This window comes from Vulcanisaeta sp. JCM 14467 (assembly GCF_001316245.1).
In the GTDB taxonomy this organism is placed as follows: domain Archaea; phylum Thermoproteota; class Thermoprotei; order Thermoproteales; family Thermocladiaceae; genus Vulcanisaeta.
In genome coordinates this window covers 44244-65082 of the sequence record NZ_BBDM01000013.1, presented here as the reverse complement: position 1 = coordinate 65082, position 20839 = coordinate 44244, and the positions used below count along the sequence as shown (strand labels likewise).

Here is a 20839-nt window from a genome sequence, read left to right as displayed (position 1 = left end):
CTCATCGTAACCACCACGTCAATCCTAGCCTACCCAACTCCTCAAGCGGGATCACCTCGAGCTTAGGCTCCCTAGAGCTGGGTCCACGCCTCATCCTAACCCCTAGGTAGCGCAGTGCCTGCCCAATGGTGACGCCTCGAGTCCTAACCTCCTGCCCACCCCACACGACGAGACCAACCGTCTCAGGGTACCTACCACTCTGGTTGAGGTACCTCCTAACGCTCTCCTCAGCCATCCTAGCCCCCAACTCCAGGGCGGACTCGCTGGGTATCTTCAGTGGGTCCAGGGCGTAGAGGTTCCTACCGGCTGGCAGGACGTCTGGGTCGAGCACGTAGTCACCGCCGACGCCTGGAGGGATGTACTCACCACTCAACGCCCTAACCACATTCTCAAGCTCCAGCTTTGGCGAGAGCCTCAACCTCTCGGCAAGTTCCTTGGCGTAGCCCAGAACCTCCCTCACGACATCCCCAGACACGCCGAGGGACCTTGCGTGGGCCACGGCATCATCCACACCCCTCTCGATTAGGACCTTCAGGACCTCCCTAGCCCTACTATCAATTGCCCTCAGGACGCCCAGGTACTTGCCCGGATGCTCAAGGAGCTCGTCGTAGTCGTAACCCACCGCCTCAGCCAAAAGCCTATGTAGCGACTTCACAATGCCCTGGTCACGCCTAAGCGCCACCGCTAGGTAATCCAGTACTTCGTCATTACTAACCTCGGAGCCCAGGACCCTCAGTCCGTATGGCATGGCAGATCTCTCCATCCTGGCGATCTCATCATGTAGGGAGTCGATGTCGAGGCCGCCGAGTCCGTACTTAACAGCTATCTCGTTTATCGCCTTGAGCACGGCCTCGGCGCGGGGCGGGTCCTGGAGCTTTGCCTCCCTATACTCATCGATTAAGTCACGCAGTCTCCTCAACTCGTCACCCAGCCCGGACTCAGTTATCCTGGGCGATAGGTGGCTCACCAGGACGGCGTAGGACCTCCTCTTGGCTATGGTCCCCTCACCCACCACCACGACGTGGTAGACATACACGTTGGGTATGTTCCCCAGCAGGGCATCCGGGGCGCAGCTGGACGAGAGCCCAACCTGCTTGCCTGGGAGGAACTCGAGGGTCCCATGCGTGCCCAGGTGTATTACGGCATCAGCCTCCACACCTCCTCAAGCCACCTATACAGAGCCACGTACTGGTGGTGTGGGTATAACTCGGGGCTGTGGTATATCTTGTCAGGCTCCTCATGCCACCCCCTGCTCGGTTGAAGCGCAATCACCACATTCCCCAACTCAAGCACTGGCAGGGCTATCCGCCCACCCCTGACCATCACATTACCCGGCGGGTCACCCCACTGCTCCACAATCCTCCTCCTAAGCCCAGGATCGAGCCTATTGAATAGGTCGGCGTAGACCCCAGCATCGAGTAAGGTGTAGTTGGTGCCGGCGAACCACCTGCCCGAGTTTGGGTTTGACACGAAGAAACTCCTAATCTCCTCCGCACTTACCCCCCTCACCTCGTAACCAGCCCTCCTCAGGGCCTTGAGCAGGACCTCGAGGGACCTCAGGGTGTCCAGGTACGAAGCCCTCCCAATGTTCTCCTCACCGGGTGGGTAATTGTAGATGATTATCGCCACCCTCTTCTCCCCATTCGGCTTAACCCTAAGGCTGAGCCACCTATCGACCCTATTAACAACCCTCTCAGCCCTGTCGGTATCACCTCCATGACCTTAACACCACCCTTATCAACAAGGCCCGCCAGCGGGATGGGCTCTATAACCCCATCAGCCTCGGGCATGGCCACCGCGTAGACCAACTCCACGGGGCTAAGGCCCATCGGGCTACTGAGCCAGTCGGCGATGTCCCTACCGTACATGACCACAGGGCCCAGTACGGGCGCGTCAAGGCGCCGCAGGTCTCCAGGTCCTCACGCGACCTGGCAAGCCTAAACCACTGCAGGTCAACCAACGCGCCCAACCTCGCACCAACCTCCCCAAGCCCCCTCAGGTGTATCCATAGTTCGAGAAGAGCGTGACCGCATTACCAACCCTCCCCATCACGTAAGTCGCAACCCTCCTAGCCTTGAAGTAGGACTGGCCCGAATAAGCCAGTAAAACCACTGGCAAGCCGCCACCACCCGCGCGAGCCAGGTACTCACCGAGACTGCGGTATACCACACCACCCACATCCTCAAACCAATACTCGCCCAGCTCAATGGGCGGTTGTGGCTCAGGTGCGGGGACACCGCAGTAATTACGTAGTACAAGGCGCAGCATGTTGATGATGTTCTCCCTCCGCCAATTCCTCCAGTAATCTATCAACAACGCCCAATCCTCCACGTAACGGGCCACCTCGCCCTGTAACGACTTGGCAATCAGGTGGAGAGCCATCGAGAGGGTCCTCGGGTCGAAGTAGCTAGAGCCAGTGGAACTACTCTGGGGACTCACGGCACCAACCACGTAGCTCCCCAGCTCATGGCCATAAACCCTCGTGAGCATCACGGTCTCAAGCCCAGTACTAAGCGTGAAGACGACGCGGGTCTCACGAAGCCAATCCCTAAAGAGACTCAGCAACTCGGTATTGTCACCCATCAGGCTCAGCAAGGCAATGTCGGGCTTCCCAACAGTCGATAACGCCCTAGAGACCTCGCCAACATCGTAACTACTTAGGTACAGCACGTCAAAATCAACATCAAGCCCACCCAAAGCCTCCCTGGCAATCTCGAAGAACTCCCCAGTCAATACGGACCTGGTGATCAATAGAACCCGGCAACTGCGCCGAGGATTGTCCAGGCCCGTAACGCCGCTCATCATACGTTGTAGGATAGGCATCCTATTTATAAAACTTGCCCATAACAGGCCACGGATACCCAATAATTAGAATAGAAGGTTAAACCAAATCATTGCCGTACCAACACCGCACCTAATTCGGGCCGGGACTGCCTGGGGAACACGGCCATGATAACCAAGTCGCCGAATTCACGATCCTCACTAATCAGCGAGTCAAGGTCCTCGTAATACCTCACCCGCTCATCCCCGTAGGTAAGCCTCTCGAAAACCACAACACTACACTCGAGACCGTTCTCACGGAGGAACCTAGCCACCCTCTGCGGGCCATCACCACGCGGCTCAGGTATCACCACGGCTACCCTACCCATCCTAAGTATGGCAAGTAGGTCACTCAGCATCCTCGACAGGTCACCCCTCACGTGGAGGGTTACGAAGCCCACGAAGGCCATGTCGAGGCCAAGCCTCGCCAGGAGCACGTTCAACGAGGAGACCCCAGGCACGACCTCAACCCCAACACCCCTATCCCTGGCCACCCTCCTTATCTTCTCGATGAACTGCCAATCCGAGACCGAGGGATCCCCATGGACCAGGACAGCCACGTCTACACTCCTCCCAACCTCAGCCAACTCAGCCAGTTTCTCCTCCTCATCACCATAGCTCAGGACCACGACCCTCTTCCCCACGAGCAACGGCATGAACCTCTCAACAACACTCCTCCACCCAGCCACAACACCACACTCCCTAATCACCCTGTAACCCCTCAACGTTAGGTACTCAGGATCCCCAGGGCCAACACCAACCACGTAAATGACCATCACTCACCCACCATCGTAGGCAGCCACGGCAATCGTCACCTCCCCATCAACCGCGACCTTCCTGAGCACGAGCCTTGAGCTTGGCCCGCCGGCGATCAAGGCCGCGACCTCGGCGACACCCCTCAAACCCAACTTAGTCAGTGTCTCACTGGGCGGCGTTAGGCAGGGGTTTGAGAAGTTGTTCAACTCCTCACGACTAACAAGCCTAAACCCAACGTTGAACTCCCTCGCAATCTCGGCTATTTCCGGCCTAATCGAGGCTATGACGCCAACCCTCTCCCTACCCACGCCGAGCCTCTCCAGGACCATTTCAATCCCCTTCCTCACCCTGCCCAGGTCCACGGAACTCCTGGAGCCAACACCTATGGAGAGCTTCAGTGGTTTTAACCTCACGACAACCCTATCACCCCCATAGGGCTTGTCGAGCAACGAGATTATGTACCTGCAGTCATCACTATTGAGTTTAATATTCCCTCCGAAGTCGGCATCGGCATCAACACCATCCAGGCACACAACCTCATCCCTAAGCAGGGCTGAGTTAACCCTGACAATGGCCTCGGGATTCAACACCCTCGCAATGAGCATTTCGGCAATCCTCTCAACACTCAACCTGCCCTTCAACTCCGCCGCCGTGGTTATCACGGCCCGCGAACCCAGGGCCTCGGCCAACTCCCTAGCCAACTCATTGGCACCCCAATGACCACCGAGCAGTGGTATGACGTAGTTCATGCCATCATCGACAACGACCACGGCCGGGTCCTCAGCCTTAGACCTCGCGTACCTACACACTATCCTAGCCGCACCCTCGAGCGCCATGACGAACACCACAGCGTCGTAGCAGCTCCAGATCAGGTCCAGCCTGGCGTCCCGATACCTATAATGAACGACGGGTATCTCCATACCCCTCAACTTATCCCTTATAACCTCCCCAGCCCTGTACCCATCCTCGGAGGCCGAGATTATGGCAACACCCCTCCACAACCTCTCAATCATGCACCTCAACCCTCCACGGCCTGTAGGAGTGGGTGTGGCTTGGGTCGTAAACGCTCGACCTAACCGTATTCTCGACTAGGTCTGGGTCCGCTGCCAAACCAACTATTATCACGGAATCCTTGTATATCTTCGCCTCCCTAACCTTCGAGACTATGTTCCCAAGGTTACCCCTTATGACCTTCTGATCAGCCACGTGGCCTTATAAACCACTATGACAGGCGTTGAGTCGTCCAAGCCACCCTCCCTCAACTCCCTCACAACCCTATCGATTATGTGAATCCCCGTGTAAATCACCATCGTAGCCCCCAACTTAACAAAGCCCGCGTAATCCCTTATGGAACCGAGCATTGGGACCCTCAGGGACGCCCTGGTTATTATCACGGTCTGGGCGAGCTTGGGCACCGTCAACTCAATCGGTAATACTGATGCCGCAGCAACTGCAGCTGTTATCCCAGGGACAACCTCGTAGGGAATCCCCGCCACATCCAAGGCCCACATCTCCTCAAGCAGTGCCCCGTAATTGATGGGTCGCCAGACTTCAACCTAACGACCAGCTTACCCTCCCTAGCCCTCCTCACCATTATATCGACGATCTCCTCAAGCGTTAGGGACGCGCTGTTATAGATCTCGGCGTCGCCACGGGCCCACTTAAGGAGTTCAGGGTTCACCAGTGAGCCTGCGTATATTATAACGTCAGCCATCTCAATATATTTCTTACCCTTAACCGTTATTAACTCGGGATCCCCAGGCCCGGCGCCCACGAAGACTACCTTGCCCAACACGTTATAGGACGCGCATCCTATTTATAAGCTTTGACAAGCCAGGGAAATGCCCAGCAATCAAATTGGCCAGGGAATGAATCATCCAGGTTTACGCTTGCCCCTCCTCAGGGCGATGACCATGGAGAAGTAGTCCCTACGATCAACCACGTCATCGCCAAGGCGCAGTATCTCCTCCTCACCCATGAAGCACCTCCTAGCGTAGAAAAGCGTGAAGCCGGCCTCCCTAAGCAACCTAACAACCTCCCCAAGGTTCTCGCTGGCCTTCAGCACAACTATGGCCTCGAACAAATCCCTAGCCCTCCCCAGCACGTCCAACCTAGAGGCTGGATTATGGCTATTGAGTCATCACCAACCGCAAGCGGCGCCCCTATCCTCGACGCACAGGCGGTTATGGAGGACACACCGGGGATAACCTCAACCTCCACCTCACACGGTATCCAATCCCTAACCCTAAAGAATGTACTGTATAGGGTGGGGTCCCCCAGGGTTACGAACGCCGAGTCCTCACCATTAGCCTCCCTACATATCGTCTCGCCCAACCTCCTCAACTCCGAATCCGGGACATCCCTCGACATGGGGAAGCCAAGCAGCACAAGCCTCGCATCACCCGGCGCATACCTCCTCACAATGCCCTCGGCAAGGCTCCTGTTCGTGCCCGTGGAGTAGGGTATGAATATAACCCTCGACCTACCCAGGACCTTCACGGCCCTCACCGTGACCAACTCCTCATCACCAGGGCCAAGGCCAACCACGTAAAGCCTCATGGCTTCTCACCCGATATTACGAAGACCGGGTTCCTACTAATCATTGCCGTACCAACCCTGGTCCTCAACCCTTTGGCAATGATCACCTCAGTCACCTCAACGTCCCTAAACCCAACCTCCTCCATGGCCCTCACCGCCCTCACCACAGTCTCCACGAGAATCGCATCCACCACAACCCTACCCCCACCATTCAGCATACCCCACAAAACCCTTATTATATCCTCAATACGCTCCGAACCACCACCCACGAAGACCCTATCAAACCTCTCATTAATGCCCAGCAAAACCTCCGGCGCCTCACCCCTAATCAGTACCACGTTACCCAACACGCCAAACCTCTCGGCATTCCTCCTAGTCAACTCGATAGCCCTCTCATCCCTATCAACCCCATAGACAACCCCCTCACTGCCAACAAGTATCGCCGCCTCAACCGTGACACTGCCAGTCCCACAACCAATATCGAGGACCCTATCACCCCTCCTAACCCTCAACTTAGACAGGGCCAGGGCCCTAACCTCCTCCTTAGTCATTGGAATGCCCTCACCCCTCTCGAAGTACTCATCCGGTATGCCGGGCACGCTGTAATCCCACCTCATGGGCAACCAACCTAGCCAACACCTCACCATCATAGTCAAAAATCACCACGCAAAACGCGGTTCTAGGCTGAGGCCGGCCAACCTTGTCAACACCCTCTCAGCCACAACACCCATGACCCTCCTCCTCTCATCCTTAGTCATGTACGAGAAGGCCTCCTCCACGGACAGGGAATTCGCGACCCTGGCAACTACGTCGTACGGAAGGCCGGCAATCACGGCAGCGTGGGTCAGAGACTCAATCCTCGCATCACCCTGCGTGTAGTGGGTATTGAGTATGCCCGCGTAGACCTTAAGCAACTTAGCCGGCAAGCCCGCCAGGACCACCCTACTGAACAGCGTCGACGCCAGCCTCACCGCATCACCAACCCTATCACCAACCTTAACAACGGCACCACCATCAAACAGCGAGGATGCATACCTAGCGGCCGAGTTTCCCGGGGCTATGACCACGTAATCAAACGCCTGCCTAACGGCATTCAATTCGCACTTTATGTGCTCGATATAGTCCTCACTACTCACCGGGGTCTCAATACCCGTAGTCCCCAGGATCGAGATACCACCCACAACCCCGACAAGCCTATTCATGGTCTTCTCAGCCAGGGCCTCGCCATTGGGCACCTCGATCACGACCTCCAAACCAACGCCCGTGACCTCCCTAACCGCGGACACAACCATACCCCTCGCCGCCGGCTTATCGCCCACTCCCCAACCCCAACCCTCAGGCCACTCCTCGTAACAACACCCACGCCCCTCCCACCAAAAACCCTCACCTCAGTCCCCTCAACAACCCTAACGCAGGCCCTTATCACGGCACCATCAAGGACGTCTGGATTATCCCCAGAGAACTTCCTAACCTCCGCGCATGAGTACTCACCATCACGCCACACACCCTCCACCGGGACCTCAATCCTCAACCCAATCGGCGTGGGTACAACGACAGCCCCAGGCCTCTCATTAGTTAGCAGGAATACTACGGCTGCCTTCGCAGCAGCCGCGGCAGCCGCGCCGGTGGTTATGCCAAAGCGCCTCAGGGTATTCATTACCGCAGCCATAGCCCATACTTCCTCTCGTAACCCCTCGGCGTTATCATGTACTTCCCGTACCTATAGGTTGATGAGTTACCCACTATTATCGTAGTGGACATGTCAACCTCATCAACATACTCCCCCCAGGAGGACAGGGTCGTGATAACGACCCACTCACCATCCCTATAGGCATTCCTCACAATACCCACGGGCGTGTCACCCCTCCTATACCTCGAGATCACCCCCATGGCCTCGACCAGGAGATCCCTATTAATCGGGTTATAGAGGGCCAATACGAAGTCTGCCTCGGCAGCCCTCGCGACCCTATGCAGTATCTCGCCCGCCGGTATCAACCTATCGCTAAGGCTAATCACGGCAAAGTCCAGGGACAGTGGACTACCCAACCTAGCCGCCGCGGCCAGAGCCGCCGTGACCCCAGGGACAACCTCCACATCAAGCTCCAGGCCCCTCCTGGCAATGAGGTCGAGGACCAAACCAGCCATACCAAACACCTGAGGATCGCCACCAGACACCAGGCAACGTCATCACGGGTCTCGAGGGCCCTCCGTATCGCCACACCCGCCCTAAACAACTCCTCCCCCATCCCGGCGCCAATGACCTCCTTACCGCCGAGCACGTCAGTTATCAACCCCAGGTACGTGTTGTAGCCAATGATGACCCTCGACCTCTCAAGCACCCACTGAGCCCTCAACGTCCTCAAATCCCTAGACCCAGGCCCAATACCGACGATGTATAGCTACCCATCAACCCTCACCAGCCAACCTAATCAACTCATTCGTTATGGCAACCGCAACCCCACTCCCACCGTAAGTCCCCATGACGACGATAGACGGGATGCCACTCCTAACCAACGCCTCCTTAGCCTCCACCGCATTCGTGAAGCCCGGGGGCGTGGCCACAACGAACGGCACCTCAACCCCCTCCCTAACCAGCCTAATAACCTCCACGAGGGCGGTCGGCGAATTACCAACAACCACCACCTTACCGCCACCACCCAGGGCAAGCCTAACGCCGGCAGCAGCCCTCGTTATCCCCAACCTCCTCGACAACTCCCTAGCCCTCTCGTCATCTATCATGCACGTGACCCTACCCCACCTAATGCCGGCAGCCACCATCCTCACGTCAGTCACTATCTCGGCGCCAGCTCAGGGCCTCAATACCTGCGTCGATGTCCCTCACCCTCACGAACCTGGCAATCTCGACATTACCACTCGCAAACACAGCCCTCGCAACAACCCTCCTAACCCTCTCATCACCAACGTCGAGTCGGGACAGTATGGCGGACATACTCCTCCCCTCAATCTCCATTGGGTCCTCAACAACGCCATCCAACGCAGGGAAGACACCGAGGGCCCTCGCCAACCTGTAATAAAGCGATAAGGCAACCAGCGGGGACGTGGCCAACGGCTCAGTGACATAGACCTCAACCTCCCTACCACCCACCACGGTCCTAACCCAACTATTAAACCTCCCCACACCAAGGAAGCCCATTATATCCCTAACCACGTGGTTACCCCTACCCAGGAACACTAATCCAATGACAACCCTACCAAACCCATCACCAACAACCCTAGCCAAGACCGACCTCCAGTCAGGACTCATGTACTCATTATAGGCCAAGTACACCGGCAGGCCCAGCCTACCCCTTACATAATCAACCAAACCCTCAATATCCTCCCCATAACTCAACCTCCTCGAACCATGACCAACAAGCACAATCGCCGTACTAGGCATGCCCAGCCCACGCTCATTGGCGTGTCGCAGATCTGTCGACATTAAAAGTAGGTTATGCATCCTATTTATAAGTATTTCGCGATTCAAAGGCATGGATCAACCACCAACCCCTCTCCCAACGATCCTTAACTTATATATCACATACGACACTAACCATGTTACGGCAAACGCAAGCACGATCATCACCCCAACGTATTCCCACCAGGTCTCCCCATTAACCGTCGCTATCCAGCCCCAGAAGGGCCCGCCCAGGTTAAGTTCCGACTGCACTAGGCCCAGTAGTTCGAGGGTTCCGACTACCCAGGCGATCATTATTGATATTAGCGTCATTGTTAGGTTGTACCAAAGCCTCCTCAGGCTGTCCTTAAACGCCCAGTTGTAGGCGTAGTTCATGAAGAAGCCGTCGGTCGTGTCGGTTAGTACCATGCCCACGGTGAATAGCACGGGGAACACCAGTAGGTACCAGAGTGGTATGCTTATGAGTGCGCCGGCCACGGCAGCCGTTATCGCCAGGGTAGCTACCTCGGTGGCCGTGTCGAAGCCGAGCCCGAACAGGAAGCCTATTGGGTACATGTAGTAGTCCTTATCGACAATCCTGAACAAGCCCTTGAAGAACCTGTTCATGAAGCCCCTCCTCATGAGTGTATCCTCAAGCCTAGCCTCATCAAGCCTACCCCTCCTAAACTCCCTATATATGTCGTAGATCTCGAGGAGTACCAGGAAGTTTAGGAAGCCGATTATGTAAAGGAAGCCGCCGCTGACGAGCGTGCCTATTATTGAGCCCACATTCTCTATGTTAGCTAGGCTGTGAACTATGTACCTGGTGGCTACCATGAGGGCCACGGCCATTAGTATGACTACGGTTGAGTGGCCTAGGCTGAAGAATGTGCCCGTGAACAGGGACCTCTTACCCTCCTGAACTAACTTCCTAGTCGAGTTATCAATAGCCGCCAGGTGATCTGCATCAAGCCCATGCCTAAGCCCGAATAGGTAAGCCAGCACGCCCAGTATTGATAGTGTGATGCCACCGTGTATGTGAGCCACGTCCTTAAGCCACGATACGGCTGAGCCTGTTAACGCCATGTTTTTGGTAAGCATCATTAGTTCGTAGAACCAGAACCAGGCAAGACCCGTGGCAGTCAGTATTGCGGCATACGTGAGGCCCATTATTAAAAGAGCCCTCCTACCCACGCAACCTGCCCACTCATCGACATAGGATACACATCCTATTTATAAGCATTTCACCACCCAACCAAGCAGGGCCGCCAACCCAAAACACCATCGCTAACCCAGCATACACCCCATTACCCTACCTCCCAGCCTTCATGGTCTCCTCACTCCATCCCCTCCTCATTGCCGTTGCTTACTTATTTGATTACTAAGTCAATCTTCGCCGTTTAATCGTATTGGTGGTAATCACCGCAGGAATAGTGATTTACGTAAAATAGAAAAGAAAAGAGAGGAGGTAAGATAATTACTGGGGTCCTGGGCATGGGGTTTGGGATTGAGTTATTGGGCATGCCCGTGCCTACTGCGCCGATGAGCCCGCCACTTGTGTGGTATACCCTATGCCTGCTGATCTCTGTTGTTATGGGTGTGATTATTGTTGTATGCCATGAGGAGTAGGGGCTGGAGGGGATTACGTGTATGGCTATCTGCCGAACCTGGTTCATGCGTGCCGCCTTCTGGAATGCGGTGGTTATGAGTAGCGCCTGGAGTGTTCCATATGTCGGGAGCCCATAATAATGGCCTGCACCACACCCATATGTACCTGCCTATTTGTTAAGGCCGTGGTTGTTTACCTCGGGTTCTCGTTCTAGTAGTGGCTAGGCCTAGGCCTCCTCTCTCTTTGGCGCATGTGTGAGTTGTGACTTGGAGGTTAGTTATAGACCTACACTACTCTAGTCTCATAGTGGCCCCACGCGCCCGGTGGATTAGTACTGATTCCATGCTAAGCCCTATAACATCCTAAACCATGCCCACAAAACCCTGCAACCCCAATGACGAAGCCCCACTCCGCAGGATAGAACGAGGAAATAAGCCATCACCCCAACACTACCAATCCTCGAGAACTAACCCTCAATACTAGGCAAACCAACACGATTCATAACACAATACCCACGGCAACGACGCAACAATCAACAAAACACACCAACTAAGGCTATGCCTAACCAGCCAACATAAACAACGCCCACCAAAACCAAGCATTAAGATAACACAAACAAAACCAAGGAAACCCAACCCCAACCACACCCACGCACCCACCCCCTAAACCCCACCACCCGCACCTGGGGCCATTGGGAGTGGCGGGCTCCCCCCTCGGGAAAACCCTCGGGGGAAACACCCCCACCCCATCAACCCCGTCTTCTACGGGGACCCTCACCCGGCACCCGGCGGGGAAACCCCACCGGGCACCGAGCGGCCGCCTCTTTTCGGGGAGGGCTTCCCGCTTAGATGCCTTCAGCGGTTATCCCCTACGGCGTGGCTGCCCGGCTCTGCCCTGAAGGACAACCGGTAGACTAGAGGCCGCGGCGCCCCGTTCCTCTCGTACTGAGGGCACCTTCCCCTCAGGCGGCCAGCACCCCCGACAGGTAGAGTCCGACCTGTCTCACGACGGTCTGAACCCATCTCACGTTCCCCTTTAATGGGCGGGCAGCCCCACCCTTGGGGGCTGCTGCACCCCCAGGATGGAAGAGACGACGTCTGGGTACCAAACCGCGGGGTCGATGGGAACTCTCACCCGCGACGAGCCGGTTACTCCTGGGGTAACTTTTCTGTCATGCCCGGCCCCCACTGGTGGGGGCACGAGCGTTCGCTAGGCCCGGGTTTCCCCCCTGCGCCCCTTGCGTTCAAGGGCGCAGTCAGCCCGGCATTTGGCCTTACCCTCTACGGCGGAGTTCTGACCCGCCTGAGCCGAGCTTTGGGCACCCCTGATATCCTTTCAGGGGTGTGCCGCCCCAGCCGAACTGCCCACCCGCCGCTGTCCCCCGGGTGCTACCCGGGGTTAGGGGTGCGGGAGGGAGTGGGTGGTGTTTCATTGACGCATCCGCGCGGCCCGGAGACCGCGCTTCATCGCTCCCACCTACGCTATGCACCCCCTCCCGCACCCCAACGACGGGCTGCAGTAAAGCTCCACAGGGTCTTCTCGCCCCGTCGGGGTCCCAGGACTCTGCACCCGGAGGTGGGTTCGCCGGGCCCCGGGCCGGGACAGTGGGGACCTCGTTGATCCATTCATGCACGCCGGAACTTACCCGGCAAGGCATTTGGCTACCTTAAGAGGGTCAGAGTTACCCCCGGCCTTCAGCGGCGCTTCGCCCGGTTGAACCCGGGTTTCACGTACCGCCAGTGGCCAGGATTCAGCCCCCGTACACACCCTTACGGGCTAGCGGGGACCTATGTTTTTGTTAAACAGTCAGGTCCCCCTTGTCACTGCGACCCACGGCTCCAGTGGTAACCCACCAGAGCCGCGGGCACCCCTTCTCCCGAAGTTACGGGGCCAATTTGCCGAGTTCCCTGGCCCGGGGTCACCCGAGCCGCCTTGGGCTTCTCACCCAGGAACACCTGTGTCGGTTCTCGGTACGGTCGTGGGGGCTCGTTCCCCACTCCCTTTTCATGGGCCCCAGGAGTCAGGTGGACCGGGCTCAAGGCCCGGCTATTCCCGCCTTCGGCCGGTTCTCGCCATTACGGCACTCCCCGGCTTCAGCGGTTAAGCGGGGTATTCCCCCGCCCACCCTATCCCGAGGCGTCGGGAGTGGGGCCTGCGTTGCCGCAAAACCTACCCCCACGGCACGGGAATATTAACCCGTTTCCCTTTCGGCGGGTACCAATTAGGCCCCGCCTTAGGACCGGCTAACCCATGGCTGATTGTCGTTGCCATGGAACCCTGGTCCTTTCCGGCGGAGGGGGTTCCCACCCCTCTTCGCTGCTACTACCACCGGGATCTGCATCGGCCACGGGTCCACCGGACCTCACGGCCCGGCTTCCGCCCCATGGCCGCGCCCCCCTACCCCACGCGGACCAACGGTCCGCGGGCCGGGGTCTCGGCGGCGGGCTTGAGTCCCTAGACATCTTCGGGGCCCCCCGCCTCAGCGGGTAAGGTGTTACCCACTTCTTAGCCGATGGCTGCTTCTAGGCCCACGGCCCCGCTGTCTTGGGCGGGGGACACCCTTCTAGGTTGACACTTAGCCCGCACTTAGGGGCCTTAACCCCGGTCTGGGTTGTTTCCCTCTCGGCCCTCAGGCTTACCCCGAGGAACCCGCCTCCCCCCTTCTTCGGAGCCCACGGGTTCGGAGTTTGACCGGGGACCGGGGCCTTTCGGCCCCTGCATCCCCGATCAGTGCTCTACCCCGTGGGCATCCTCCAGGGAGACCGGGCTGGGACCCGCTTCGGGGGGAACCAGCTATCACCGGGCTTGATTGGTCTTTTGCCCCTAGCCCCAGGTCATGGGAACGAATTGCACATCAGAACCCTTTCGGGCCTCCACGGGGCTTTCGCCCCGCTTCACCCTGCCCAGGGCTAGATCGCCCGGTTTCTGGTCTCCCGCCCGTGACTACGGGCCCGTTAAGACCCAGCCCCTCACGGGGTCACCCCCGCTACGGGCTTTTCGGTTTCCCTACGCCTTCGGGGCTTAACCCCCTTAGGCTCGCCACGGGCGGGAACTCCCCGGCCCGTGTTTCTAGACGGAAGGGGCGACCCCGGACCCTCCCCCTCGTACTCCCGGGTTCGCCCCGGTTTCCTTCGGGGGAGGGCACCCTTTCGGGCCGCCCCTCCTTTAGCCGCCCGGTTTCAGGCTCTTTTCACTCCCCTTTCGGGGTTCTTTTCAGCTTTCCCTCACGGTACTAGTGCGCTATCGGTCTCGGGACGTGCTTAGCCTTAGGGGCCAGTGGCCCCCAGCTTCCCACGCCAAAACCAAGGCGTGGTACTCCGGGACACCGGGACTCCGCCAGGCGGCCTTTAGCTACGGGGCTATCACCCTCTACGGCGGGGCTTTCCAGCCCACTTCGGCTAGGCCGCCCCGGCGGTACCCGGGCCCACAACCCCACATCTCCCCACGGTTATCCCATGGGGATTTGGTTTGGGCTAACCCCCTTTCGGTCGCCCCTACTCAGGGGGTCCCTGTTGGTTTCTCTTCCTCCCCCTACTAAGATGTTTCCGTTCGGGGGGTTCCCGCTCCGAGGAAAACCCCGGAGCGCCTGGGCCTATTCGGCCCAGGCAGGAGGCCCCATTCGGGAATCCCGGGTTCAAAGGCTGCCTGCGCCTACCCCGGGCTTATCGCAGCTTGCCACGCCCTTCCTCGGCGCCCGAGCCGAGCCATCCACCGGGCGGCTTGCTGGTGCGGGTGGTGGTTTGGTCAGTGGGTGCCACCCAACCCCCTTTGAACACCCCATCCCCCAGAGGAGGTGATCCGGCCGCAGGTTCCCCTACGGCCACCTTGTTACGACTTCGCCCCCCTCGGGAGCCCCCAACTCGTCCTCCCCTCCCCAGGGTTACCCCTGAGGAGAAGAGGCCTCGTTGGGGCTCCCTCGGGTGGCGCGACGGGCGGTGTGTGCAAGGGGCAGGGACGTATTCACCGCGCGTTGGTGACACGCGGTTACTAGGGATTCCACGTTCACGAGGGCGAGTTGCAGCCCTCGATCCCTACTGGGGCGGGGTTTACGGGATTGCCTCCCCCTTTCGGGGTCGGATCCCGCTGTCCCCGCCATTGCAGCTCGCGTGCAGCCCCGGGGTTTCGGGGCATACTGACCTGCCGTGGCCCCCTCCTTCCTCCGGCTTACGCCGGCAGTCCCCCTAGTGTGCCCCCGGTCCCGAAGGACCGGGTAGCAACTAGGGTGGGGGTCTCGCTCGTTGCCGGACTTAACCGGACACCTCACGGCACGAGCTGACGACGGCCATGCACCTCCTCTCAGCTCGTCCGGCAAGGTCGTTAGCCTGGCCATCATCCTGCTGTCGCCCCGGGTAAGGTTTCCGGCGTTGACTCCAATTAAGCCGCAAGCTTCACCCCTTGTGGTGCCCCCCCGCCAATTCCTTTAAGTTTCAGCCTTGCGGCCGTACTCCCCAGGCGGCGGGCTTAACGGCTTCCCTCCGCCACTGGGCGGGCCCTAAGCCCGCCCAACAGCTAGCCCGCATAGTTTACAGCTGGGACTACAGGGGTATCTAATCCCCTTTGCTCCCCCAGCTTTCGCCCCTCACCGTCGGGCGCGTTCCAGCCGAGCGCCTTCGCCACTGGTGGTCCTCCCGGGATTATCGGATTTCGCCCCTACCCCGGGAGTACCCTCGGCCTCTCCCGCCCCCAAGCCCGGCAGTTTCGCCCCCAGCCCACGGGTTGAGCCCGTGGATTTCAGGGGCGACTTACCGGGCCGGCTACGGGCGCTTTAGGCCCAGTAAGCACCCCGACCACTCGCGGGGCTGGTATTACCGCGGCGGCTGACACCAGACTTGCCCCCCGCTTATTCGCCCGGCTTTTGCACCGGGCAAAAGCCGCCCTCTTCGGGCGCACTCGGGGTGGCCCCGTCACGGTTTCCCGCATTGCGGAGTTTTCGCGCCTGCTGCACCCCGTAGGCCTGGGCCCTTGTCTCAGTGCCCATCTCGGGGCTCCCGCTCTCACGGCCCCCACCCGTCTTCGGCTTGGCGGGCCGTTACCCCGCCAACTACCATGATGGGCCGTGCCCCCATCCTCGGGCGGGCCGCGGTAGATCGACCGCGACCCCTTTCGGGGAAGGGGCCTTCCAGCACCCTTCCCCTATGGGGGATTAGCCCCAGTTTCCCGGGGTTATCCCCCTCCCGAGGGTAGGTTAGGCACGTGTTACTGAGCCGTGCGCCACGCCCGGCGGTCCCCGGGCGTACGACTCGCATGGCTTAGCCCCACCCCGATAGCGGTCGGGTCCGGCAGGATCAACCGGTTTCTTGGGGGATGGGGTTTGTTCGGGGGTTGGGTTTGGGTGTGGTTGGGGTTGGATCATCCCCAACCTTCCGCCCGGGCTGTTCCCGGGTGGTTTGGTTGGGGACTCATTGTGCGGATGTGTCATTAGCTCTCTCTTTTATAAGCTTTTTCTTCGTGGGTTTTGGTATTATTACTCGCTCCAGAATGGTTTTGTCCTTTGGTATTGCCGTTCGGCTTCTAGTATTTGTTGGTAGAGTTCTTCCTCTGTCTTCGCCCTTGGCAGGACTTTCCTCAGTGCTGTTTGTGGTCCTACTCCGTGTGCTGCCATGGCTATTACTGCCTTTTTGCCGTATTGTAGTACGGCTAGGGCTGATTGGGTCATTTCCTGCCACTTCTCCTGTTCCTCGTTGGTTAGTTTTTGTTTTCTCTTTGTCTTCCTGGCTATTTGGTATGCCCGTAGTGGGTCTTCGCCGTACTTTAACACGGCTATTTGCCTCATTCCGCATCTTGGGCATTTGATTTGCTCGGGGATGTACCTTACCTTCATTGTTGTGTGCCATCCGCAGTTTAGGCAGAGTAGTGTGACTTCCCTCTCTTCGATTCTCCTCTTTAGTAGTTGTAGTATTGTGGTTGTTGGTATGCCCTGGACGGCTGCGTCTACCTTGGCGGCTTGGTCTATGATGTGTTGGGCGGTTGGTGTGTATTGCTCGGCCCTCACGACCTTTACGGCTGCCCTGCCCTGCCTCACCGCGTTTATTAGTTGTATGAGGGGCCTTGGGTCTATTTTTTTCGGTGAGTATTTCCCTGATGACTTCCTTGTCTAGTGGTGTGTCCCTGAGTGTGTTGGCGAGTCTCTCGATGTTGATGTCGATGGTTTCCTTGGGTAGTACTCCGAATTTCCTTGCTACGTGTATGAACCTGTACTTGTAGAGGCGTGTGTCTCTTATGGCTTCTTTCAATTCTTTCTCGACCTGGCCTGGGTCTTGGTTTAGGGCTTCGGTTATTGCGGTTGGTGGTGTGGTTATTGGTGTTGTTATGAGTACTGTATGGGTCTGTGACGTATGTGGCTACCACCCTGTATTTTTGGCTTATGTGCTTGCTAGGTATAGGGCTAGGGCTTGGTTTCCCTTTGTGCCTAGGCATGCGTGTATTACCATGTCCTTCCCCCTCCACTCTATGGTTACTGCGTTGGTGAACCTGGTGACTTCTGTGGTTGCCTGTTGCCTTAGTTCCTCGGTGAGTTGGCTCGGCACTTCACCTGCTGGGTACTTGGTGAGGGCTGTGGTTGGGTCTTGGCCGTTGGTTATTGCGTTTATTAGTTCTTCCCTTAGTTTGCAGGTTTCCCATGCGACTTCGGTTGGTACTGGTATTTCTTCGCCGATCCAGGTTGGTACTGCGTTGAGGACTTGGTTCAATGGCTCGAGGACTACCTCGGCTTTTTCCCTGTCTATGCTGATCATTCTCCAGGGCCTGCCTGCTAGTATTATTTGTGTGCCTGGTTCGGTTGTTTCTACGAATTCTTCGTCGAGTTCGCCGATTGTTTTGTTTGTTACCATGTCCCTGGCCTTGTAGTGTTTTTGGTCTGGTATCATGGATATGTTTTCGAAGTAGTACTTGTGTAGTCCTCTCCTTGGTGTTAGGGTTTCGTCTTCGGTGACTTTGATGAGTCTGTTGCTTTCCATGAACTTGATCACCTCCATTAGTTCGTCCTTGGTTAGTTCCCTGTATGGGTGTGCCCTCCTCACGGTGTTTAGTACCTCGTCTACCGTGAGTGTTTTGCCCTCTGTCTTTGCCTCGATTATCATTCCGGCTATTTGGTGGTGTAGTACGTCGAGGGCTTTTTCGTGGTACTCGACGTCCTTCTCTAGTTCGTTGTTTAGGGCTTTCCTGGCTATTACGAGGGACTCCAGGTAGTCGCCCGTGTCCCTGGTTATTACGTGGCCCAGGGCTTTTTTTGCCTAGCCTGTGCCCGCTCCTGCCTATTCTCTGGATTAGTTTGGTGACTTGTCTTGGGCTTGAGTATTGGATTACTGCGTCTATGTGCCCGATGTCTATGCCTAACTCAAGGCTTGAGGTTGTCACGACTGCCCTGACCCTGCCGCTCCTGAGGCCTTCCTCTAGGCTTTCCCTTTCTTCTTTGTCTAGGGATCCGTGGTATACGCCTATGGCTTCCTCGCCGAGTAGCTTCGCTAGTCTGTGGCTAGTAACTCTGCTTCGTCCCTTGTGTTTGTGAATACTAGTGTTGCTTTGTGCCTGCTTATTATCTCTACGATCCTCCTTAGCCTTGCGGCTGTTTCTGGTGTGGTGTTTAGTTCGTCTGCTGTGGCTGTGTCTTCTTCGTTTGGTTCTGGGTGTTCTACGGTTATTTCCATGTCCCTTGTTATGTCTGCTGTGACTACCTCGAATTCCCTGCCCACGCCTGCTAGGAATTGTCCGGCTAGTTCGGTGTTTCCGATGGTTGCCGAGAGCCCGATCCTCTGGTATTCGCCGGCTATGTTAACGAGCCTCTCCAGGGCTATGGTTAGTTGGGTGCCTCTTTCGTCGTTCATTAACTCGTGTAGTTCGTCGATCACGACCCACCTGATGTTTCTTAGGGCTTTTCTCATGCTTTTCATTACGAGGATGACTTGTAACGTCTCCGGCGTGGTTATGAGGATTGTTGGTGGTTCCTTGACCTGCCTCCTGCGTTCGCTTTCTGGTGTGTCTCCGTGTCTCACGGCCGTGGTTATGCCTAGCTTGTTGGCTATCTCCCTGAGTCTTATGTTTACGTCTCTATTGAGTGCCCTGGCCGGTGTTATGTATATTGCCTTGATTCCACCTGTCATGCCCTCGGTGAGTATTTTGCTCATTATTGGGAGCATGGCTGCTTCGGTTTTTCCGCTCCCGGTGGGTGCCGTGATCAGCGTGTTGGCTCCGGTTAGTACGATTGGTATGGCTTTTTCCTGTATTGGTGTTGGTTCTAAATAGCCGAACCCCCTGATTACCTCCACGAGCCTTGGGTGTAGGTGCTTTCGCCAGAATTCGCTCATTAATGCGCTCGCCGTGGTTTTTGCCCAGCCCTTTATGAGTCTGTCTGCCATGTTGGCTTGTCGTGTGGTCGTATTTTAGTGCTTGGGTTTGGCAAAAGTAATATAAATACTGTCTTGGGACGGGCATTATTGGGATGTTGATAGTTGTGACTAGTGGTTCGAAGGGTGGGACGGGGAAGAGCACCGTAGCCCTTGGCTTATCTGCGATACTATCGCTTAGGGGCTTTAGCCATGAGTTGTTTGATTACTCGTGTAGTCTTGGTGTTTGTACTGGCGTTTATTATTACCTGAATGACTTCGTTGATGGTATTAATAGGTTGTCTAGGTTGGTGAGGGTTAGGCAGGGGCTGCCTCCCCAGGGCTATGAGGACTCGCCATCGTTGACCTACCGCCAATGAGCCTTGCTCAGCCTGAGTTTGTTGATTTGCTTGGTAGGGCTGACATCTTGGTTGTCGTTAGTTCCTATGAGCCGGACTCTGTGGTTTCTGCGGAGAGAGTTTTGGAGGCTTACCCAGGTGGTAGGGTTGTTAGGATTTGTAATAGGATGCCCACGGAGGATTGTAAGCACTACCTAAAGGTCACGCCTGAGTCGCCCTTCTTCGTTATTGGTGAGCCCACGAACTTTAGGACGTTTAGTGAGTTGGTTAGTGGGCTTGGCTTTAGTGGTGTGGAGAGGTTTGAGAGGGTTGGTAGGCAGTTTGTGGTTGGTGGTGTTAGGGCTAAGATTGTGACCCGCTGGGACCCGTATGCAATAATTGGTATTGAGGTCTCTGGTAAGTGGTATTACGCATTGATGCCCTTCGTTAGGCCTATCGAGGACTTGGTCTCCATGGCCCACCAAATGCTTGGGCCAACCTACCTATTCAAGCTTGGCCTTGCCGATAATGCCCTGACCAGGTTGCTTAAGGCCGTTAGGCGTTGAGTTGCGCCGCCTCTGGTGCAACGCAGGGTCTACGCTGGGCAATGTTAATTAGGTCCCTTGGCGCCGTCAATACCCATGCCAATGGCTCTCAGCCTGGTTAACCCGTACTCGGCCGCTGAGTCGGCTATTCAGGGGATTGTCAGTAGTACCGTGGACTTCATGGCCTTCATCGCCGCAGTGCTGATTTTAATAACGATAGCCGGCCTAGCCCTGCTCGGCTTCCTGGCCCTGATCCAGTCCCTGATTGGTTACTCGCTTATTGAGTGGTCTAGTATTAGGCGTATCATAGGTGTTTTGACTGCGATGGGCGTGGTCTTCGTACTATTAATGGGCATACTGCCCGGCGTCCTCAACTCCGTGGGGTTGACGGCAATAGCCGCGGCGCTTAAGCACTTCATATCCCTCGTCATGAGCCACCTGTCGGCACTGGTTTAGTGTGTTAGCCCAGGACTACCTTAGTTAAATCCCTAACGTAACTCCTAATCCTCTCCGCAACC

14 protein-coding genes, 2 rRNA genes and 7 pseudogenes are annotated in these 20839 nt (G+C 57.0%); 4 read left to right on the top strand and 19 right to left on the bottom strand.

Features of this window, described 5'->3' with window-relative positions; genetic code table 11:
* Position 1 precedes the first annotated feature (1 nt).
* From JCM14467_RS20190 to JCM14467_RS11600, 12 genes and pseudogenes are all read right to left on the bottom strand, one after another.
* Positions 2-1868: pseudogene (locus JCM14467_RS20190) on the bottom strand (cobaltochelatase subunit CobN).
* Between the two features lie 127 nt (positions 1869-1995).
* A complete protein-coding gene (locus tag JCM14467_RS11645; protein WP_252901486.1) occupies positions 1996-2805 on the bottom strand; it encodes a hypothetical protein in 810 nt (269 codons plus the stop codon).
* 86 nt (positions 2806-2891) lie between these two features.
* On the bottom strand, positions 2892-3596 hold the full coding sequence (locus JCM14467_RS11640; protein WP_054850288.1) for a cobalt-precorrin-7 (C(5))-methyltransferase: 705 nt from the start codon (positions 3594-3596) through the stop codon (positions 2892-2894).
* Positions 3597-3599: 3 nt separating this feature from the next.
* On the bottom strand, positions 3600-4589 hold the full coding sequence (cbiG, locus tag JCM14467_RS11635) for a cobalt-precorrin 5A hydrolase (protein ID WP_054850269.1): 990 nt from the start codon (positions 4587-4589) through the stop codon (positions 3600-3602).
* Positions 4582-5371, bottom strand: a pseudogene (gene cobM / locus JCM14467_RS11630) (precorrin-4 C(11)-methyltransferase). The gene cbiG and the pseudogene cobM overlap by 8 nt, the downstream one beginning before the upstream one ends.
* A gap of 78 nt (positions 5372-5449) precedes the next feature.
* Positions 5450-5659, bottom strand: a complete 210-nt coding sequence (locus JCM14467_RS18200; RefSeq protein WP_252901484.1) for a hypothetical protein — start codon at positions 5657-5659, stop codon at positions 5450-5452.
* Complete coding sequence (locus JCM14467_RS11625; RefSeq protein WP_252901483.1) at positions 5644-6135, bottom strand: cobalt-factor II C(20)-methyltransferase; 492 nt, start codon at positions 6133-6135, stop codon at positions 5644-5646. Before JCM14467_RS11625 ends, JCM14467_RS18200 begins: the two co-directional genes overlap by 16 nt.
* A complete protein-coding gene (gene cbiT / locus JCM14467_RS11620) occupies positions 6132-6731 on the bottom strand; it encodes a precorrin-6Y C5,15-methyltransferase (decarboxylating) subunit CbiT (RefSeq protein ID WP_054850268.1) in 600 nt (199 codons plus the stop codon). The genes JCM14467_RS11625 and cbiT overlap by 4 nt, the downstream gene beginning before the upstream one ends.
* A pseudogene (gene cbiD, locus JCM14467_RS11615) lies at positions 6694-7783 on the bottom strand (cobalt-precorrin-5B (C(1))-methyltransferase CbiD). The gene cbiT and the pseudogene cbiD overlap by 38 nt, the downstream one beginning before the upstream one ends.
* Positions 7771-8507, bottom strand: a pseudogene (locus JCM14467_RS20185) (precorrin-3B C(17)-methyltransferase). Before JCM14467_RS20185 ends, cbiD begins: the two co-directional pseudogenes overlap by 13 nt.
* Before the next feature lie 13 nt (positions 8508-8520).
* Positions 8521-9511: pseudogene (locus JCM14467_RS20530) on the bottom strand (precorrin-8X methylmutase).
* A gap of 96 nt (positions 9512-9607) precedes the next feature.
* A complete protein-coding gene (locus JCM14467_RS11600) occupies positions 9608-10678 on the bottom strand; it encodes a HoxN/HupN/NixA family nickel/cobalt transporter (protein WP_054850267.1) in 1071 nt (356 codons plus the stop codon).
* A 324-nt stretch (positions 10679-11002) separates the two neighbouring features.
* Between JCM14467_RS11600 and JCM14467_RS19540 the strand changes: the two genes are divergently transcribed.
* Complete coding sequence (locus JCM14467_RS19540; RefSeq protein WP_256359254.1) at positions 11003-11137, top strand: hypothetical protein; 135 nt, start codon at positions 11003-11005, stop codon at positions 11135-11137.
* Between the two features lie 651 nt (positions 11138-11788).
* Here JCM14467_RS19540 and JCM14467_RS11595 read toward each other — a convergent pair.
* The 7 genes and pseudogenes from JCM14467_RS11595 to JCM14467_RS11575 form a co-directional block, all read right to left on the bottom strand.
* Positions 11789-14854, bottom strand: a 23S ribosomal RNA gene (locus tag JCM14467_RS11595).
* 51 nt (positions 14855-14905) lie between these two features.
* Positions 14906-16413 (bottom strand): 16S ribosomal RNA (locus JCM14467_RS11590).
* Together the 16S and 23S rRNA genes form the textbook arrangement of a ribosomal RNA operon.
* Positions 16414-16581: 168 nt before the next feature.
* Entirely contained in the window at positions 16582-17139 is a 558-nt protein-coding gene (locus tag JCM14467_RS11585; RefSeq protein ID WP_054850266.1) for a hypothetical protein, read from the bottom strand.
* Positions 17140-17236: 97 nt separating this feature from the next.
* A pseudogene (locus tag JCM14467_RS18175) lies at positions 17237-17350 on the bottom strand (hypothetical protein); the annotation flags it as partial.
* A gap of 129 nt (positions 17351-17479) precedes the next feature.
* Complete coding sequence (locus tag JCM14467_RS11580; protein ID WP_444823191.1) at positions 17480-18205, bottom strand: hypothetical protein; 726 nt, start codon at positions 18203-18205, stop codon at positions 17480-17482.
* A gap of 214 nt (positions 18206-18419) precedes the next feature.
* Positions 18420-18557, bottom strand: a pseudogene (locus JCM14467_RS18170) (helicase-related protein); the annotation flags it as partial.
* A 23-nt stretch (positions 18558-18580) separates the two neighbouring features.
* Entirely contained in the window at positions 18581-19471 is an 891-nt protein-coding gene (locus tag JCM14467_RS11575) for a DEAD/DEAH box helicase (RefSeq protein ID WP_054850264.1), read from the bottom strand.
* A gap of 83 nt (positions 19472-19554) precedes the next feature.
* Here JCM14467_RS11575 and JCM14467_RS18165 point away from each other — a divergent pair, with 83 nt between their 5' ends.
* From JCM14467_RS18165 to JCM14467_RS11565, 3 genes are all read left to right on the top strand, one after another.
* Positions 19555-19818, top strand: a complete 264-nt coding sequence (locus JCM14467_RS18165; RefSeq protein ID WP_252901477.1) for a hypothetical protein — start codon at positions 19555-19557, stop codon at positions 19816-19818.
* Complete coding sequence (locus JCM14467_RS11570; RefSeq protein WP_252901476.1) at positions 19815-20342, top strand: hypothetical protein; 528 nt, start codon at positions 19815-19817, stop codon at positions 20340-20342. Before JCM14467_RS18165 ends, JCM14467_RS11570 begins: the two co-directional genes overlap by 4 nt.
* A gap of 75 nt (positions 20343-20417) precedes the next feature.
* A complete protein-coding gene (locus JCM14467_RS11565) occupies positions 20418-20777 on the top strand; it encodes a hypothetical protein (RefSeq protein WP_054850263.1) in 360 nt (119 codons plus the stop codon).
* Positions 20778-20839 lie beyond the last annotated feature (62 nt).

Coding starts and splice junctions, on each gene's coding strand:
- JCM14467_RS11645 (WP_252901486.1), bottom strand. CDS start 2,805: ATGATGAGCGGCGTTACGGGCCTGGACAATCCTCGGCGCAGTTGCCGG.
- JCM14467_RS11640 (WP_054850288.1), bottom strand. CDS start 3,596: ATGGTCATTTACGTGGTTGGTGTTGGCCCTGGGGATCCTGAGTACCTA.
- cbiG (WP_054850269.1), bottom strand. CDS start 4,589: ATGATTGAGAGGTTGTGGAGGGGTGTTGCCATAATCTCGGCCTCCGAG.
- JCM14467_RS11625 (WP_252901483.1), bottom strand. CDS start 6,135: ATGAGGCTTTACGTGGTTGGCCTTGGCCCTGGTGATGAGGAGTTGGTC.
- cbiT (WP_054850268.1), bottom strand. CDS start 6,731: ATGAGGTGGGATTACAGCGTGCCCGGCATACCGGATGAGTACTTCGAG.
- JCM14467_RS11600 (WP_054850267.1), bottom strand. CDS start 10,678: ATGGGCCTCACGTATGCCGCAATACTGACTGCCACGGGTCTTGCCTGG.
- JCM14467_RS19540 (WP_256359254.1), top strand. CDS start 11,003: ATGGGGTTTGGGATTGAGTTATTGGGCATGCCCGTGCCTACTGCGCCG.
- JCM14467_RS11575 (WP_054850264.1), bottom strand. CDS start 19,471: ATGGCAGACAGACTCATAAAGGGCTGGGCAAAAACCACGGCGAGCGCA.
- JCM14467_RS18165 (WP_252901477.1), top strand. CDS start 19,555: ATGTTGATAGTTGTGACTAGTGGTTCGAAGGGTGGGACGGGGAAGAGC.
- JCM14467_RS11570 (WP_252901476.1), top strand. CDS start 19,815: ATGAGCCTTGCTCAGCCTGAGTTTGTTGATTTGCTTGGTAGGGCTGAC.
- JCM14467_RS11565 (WP_054850263.1), top strand. CDS start 20,418: ATGCCAATGGCTCTCAGCCTGGTTAACCCGTACTCGGCCGCTGAGTCG.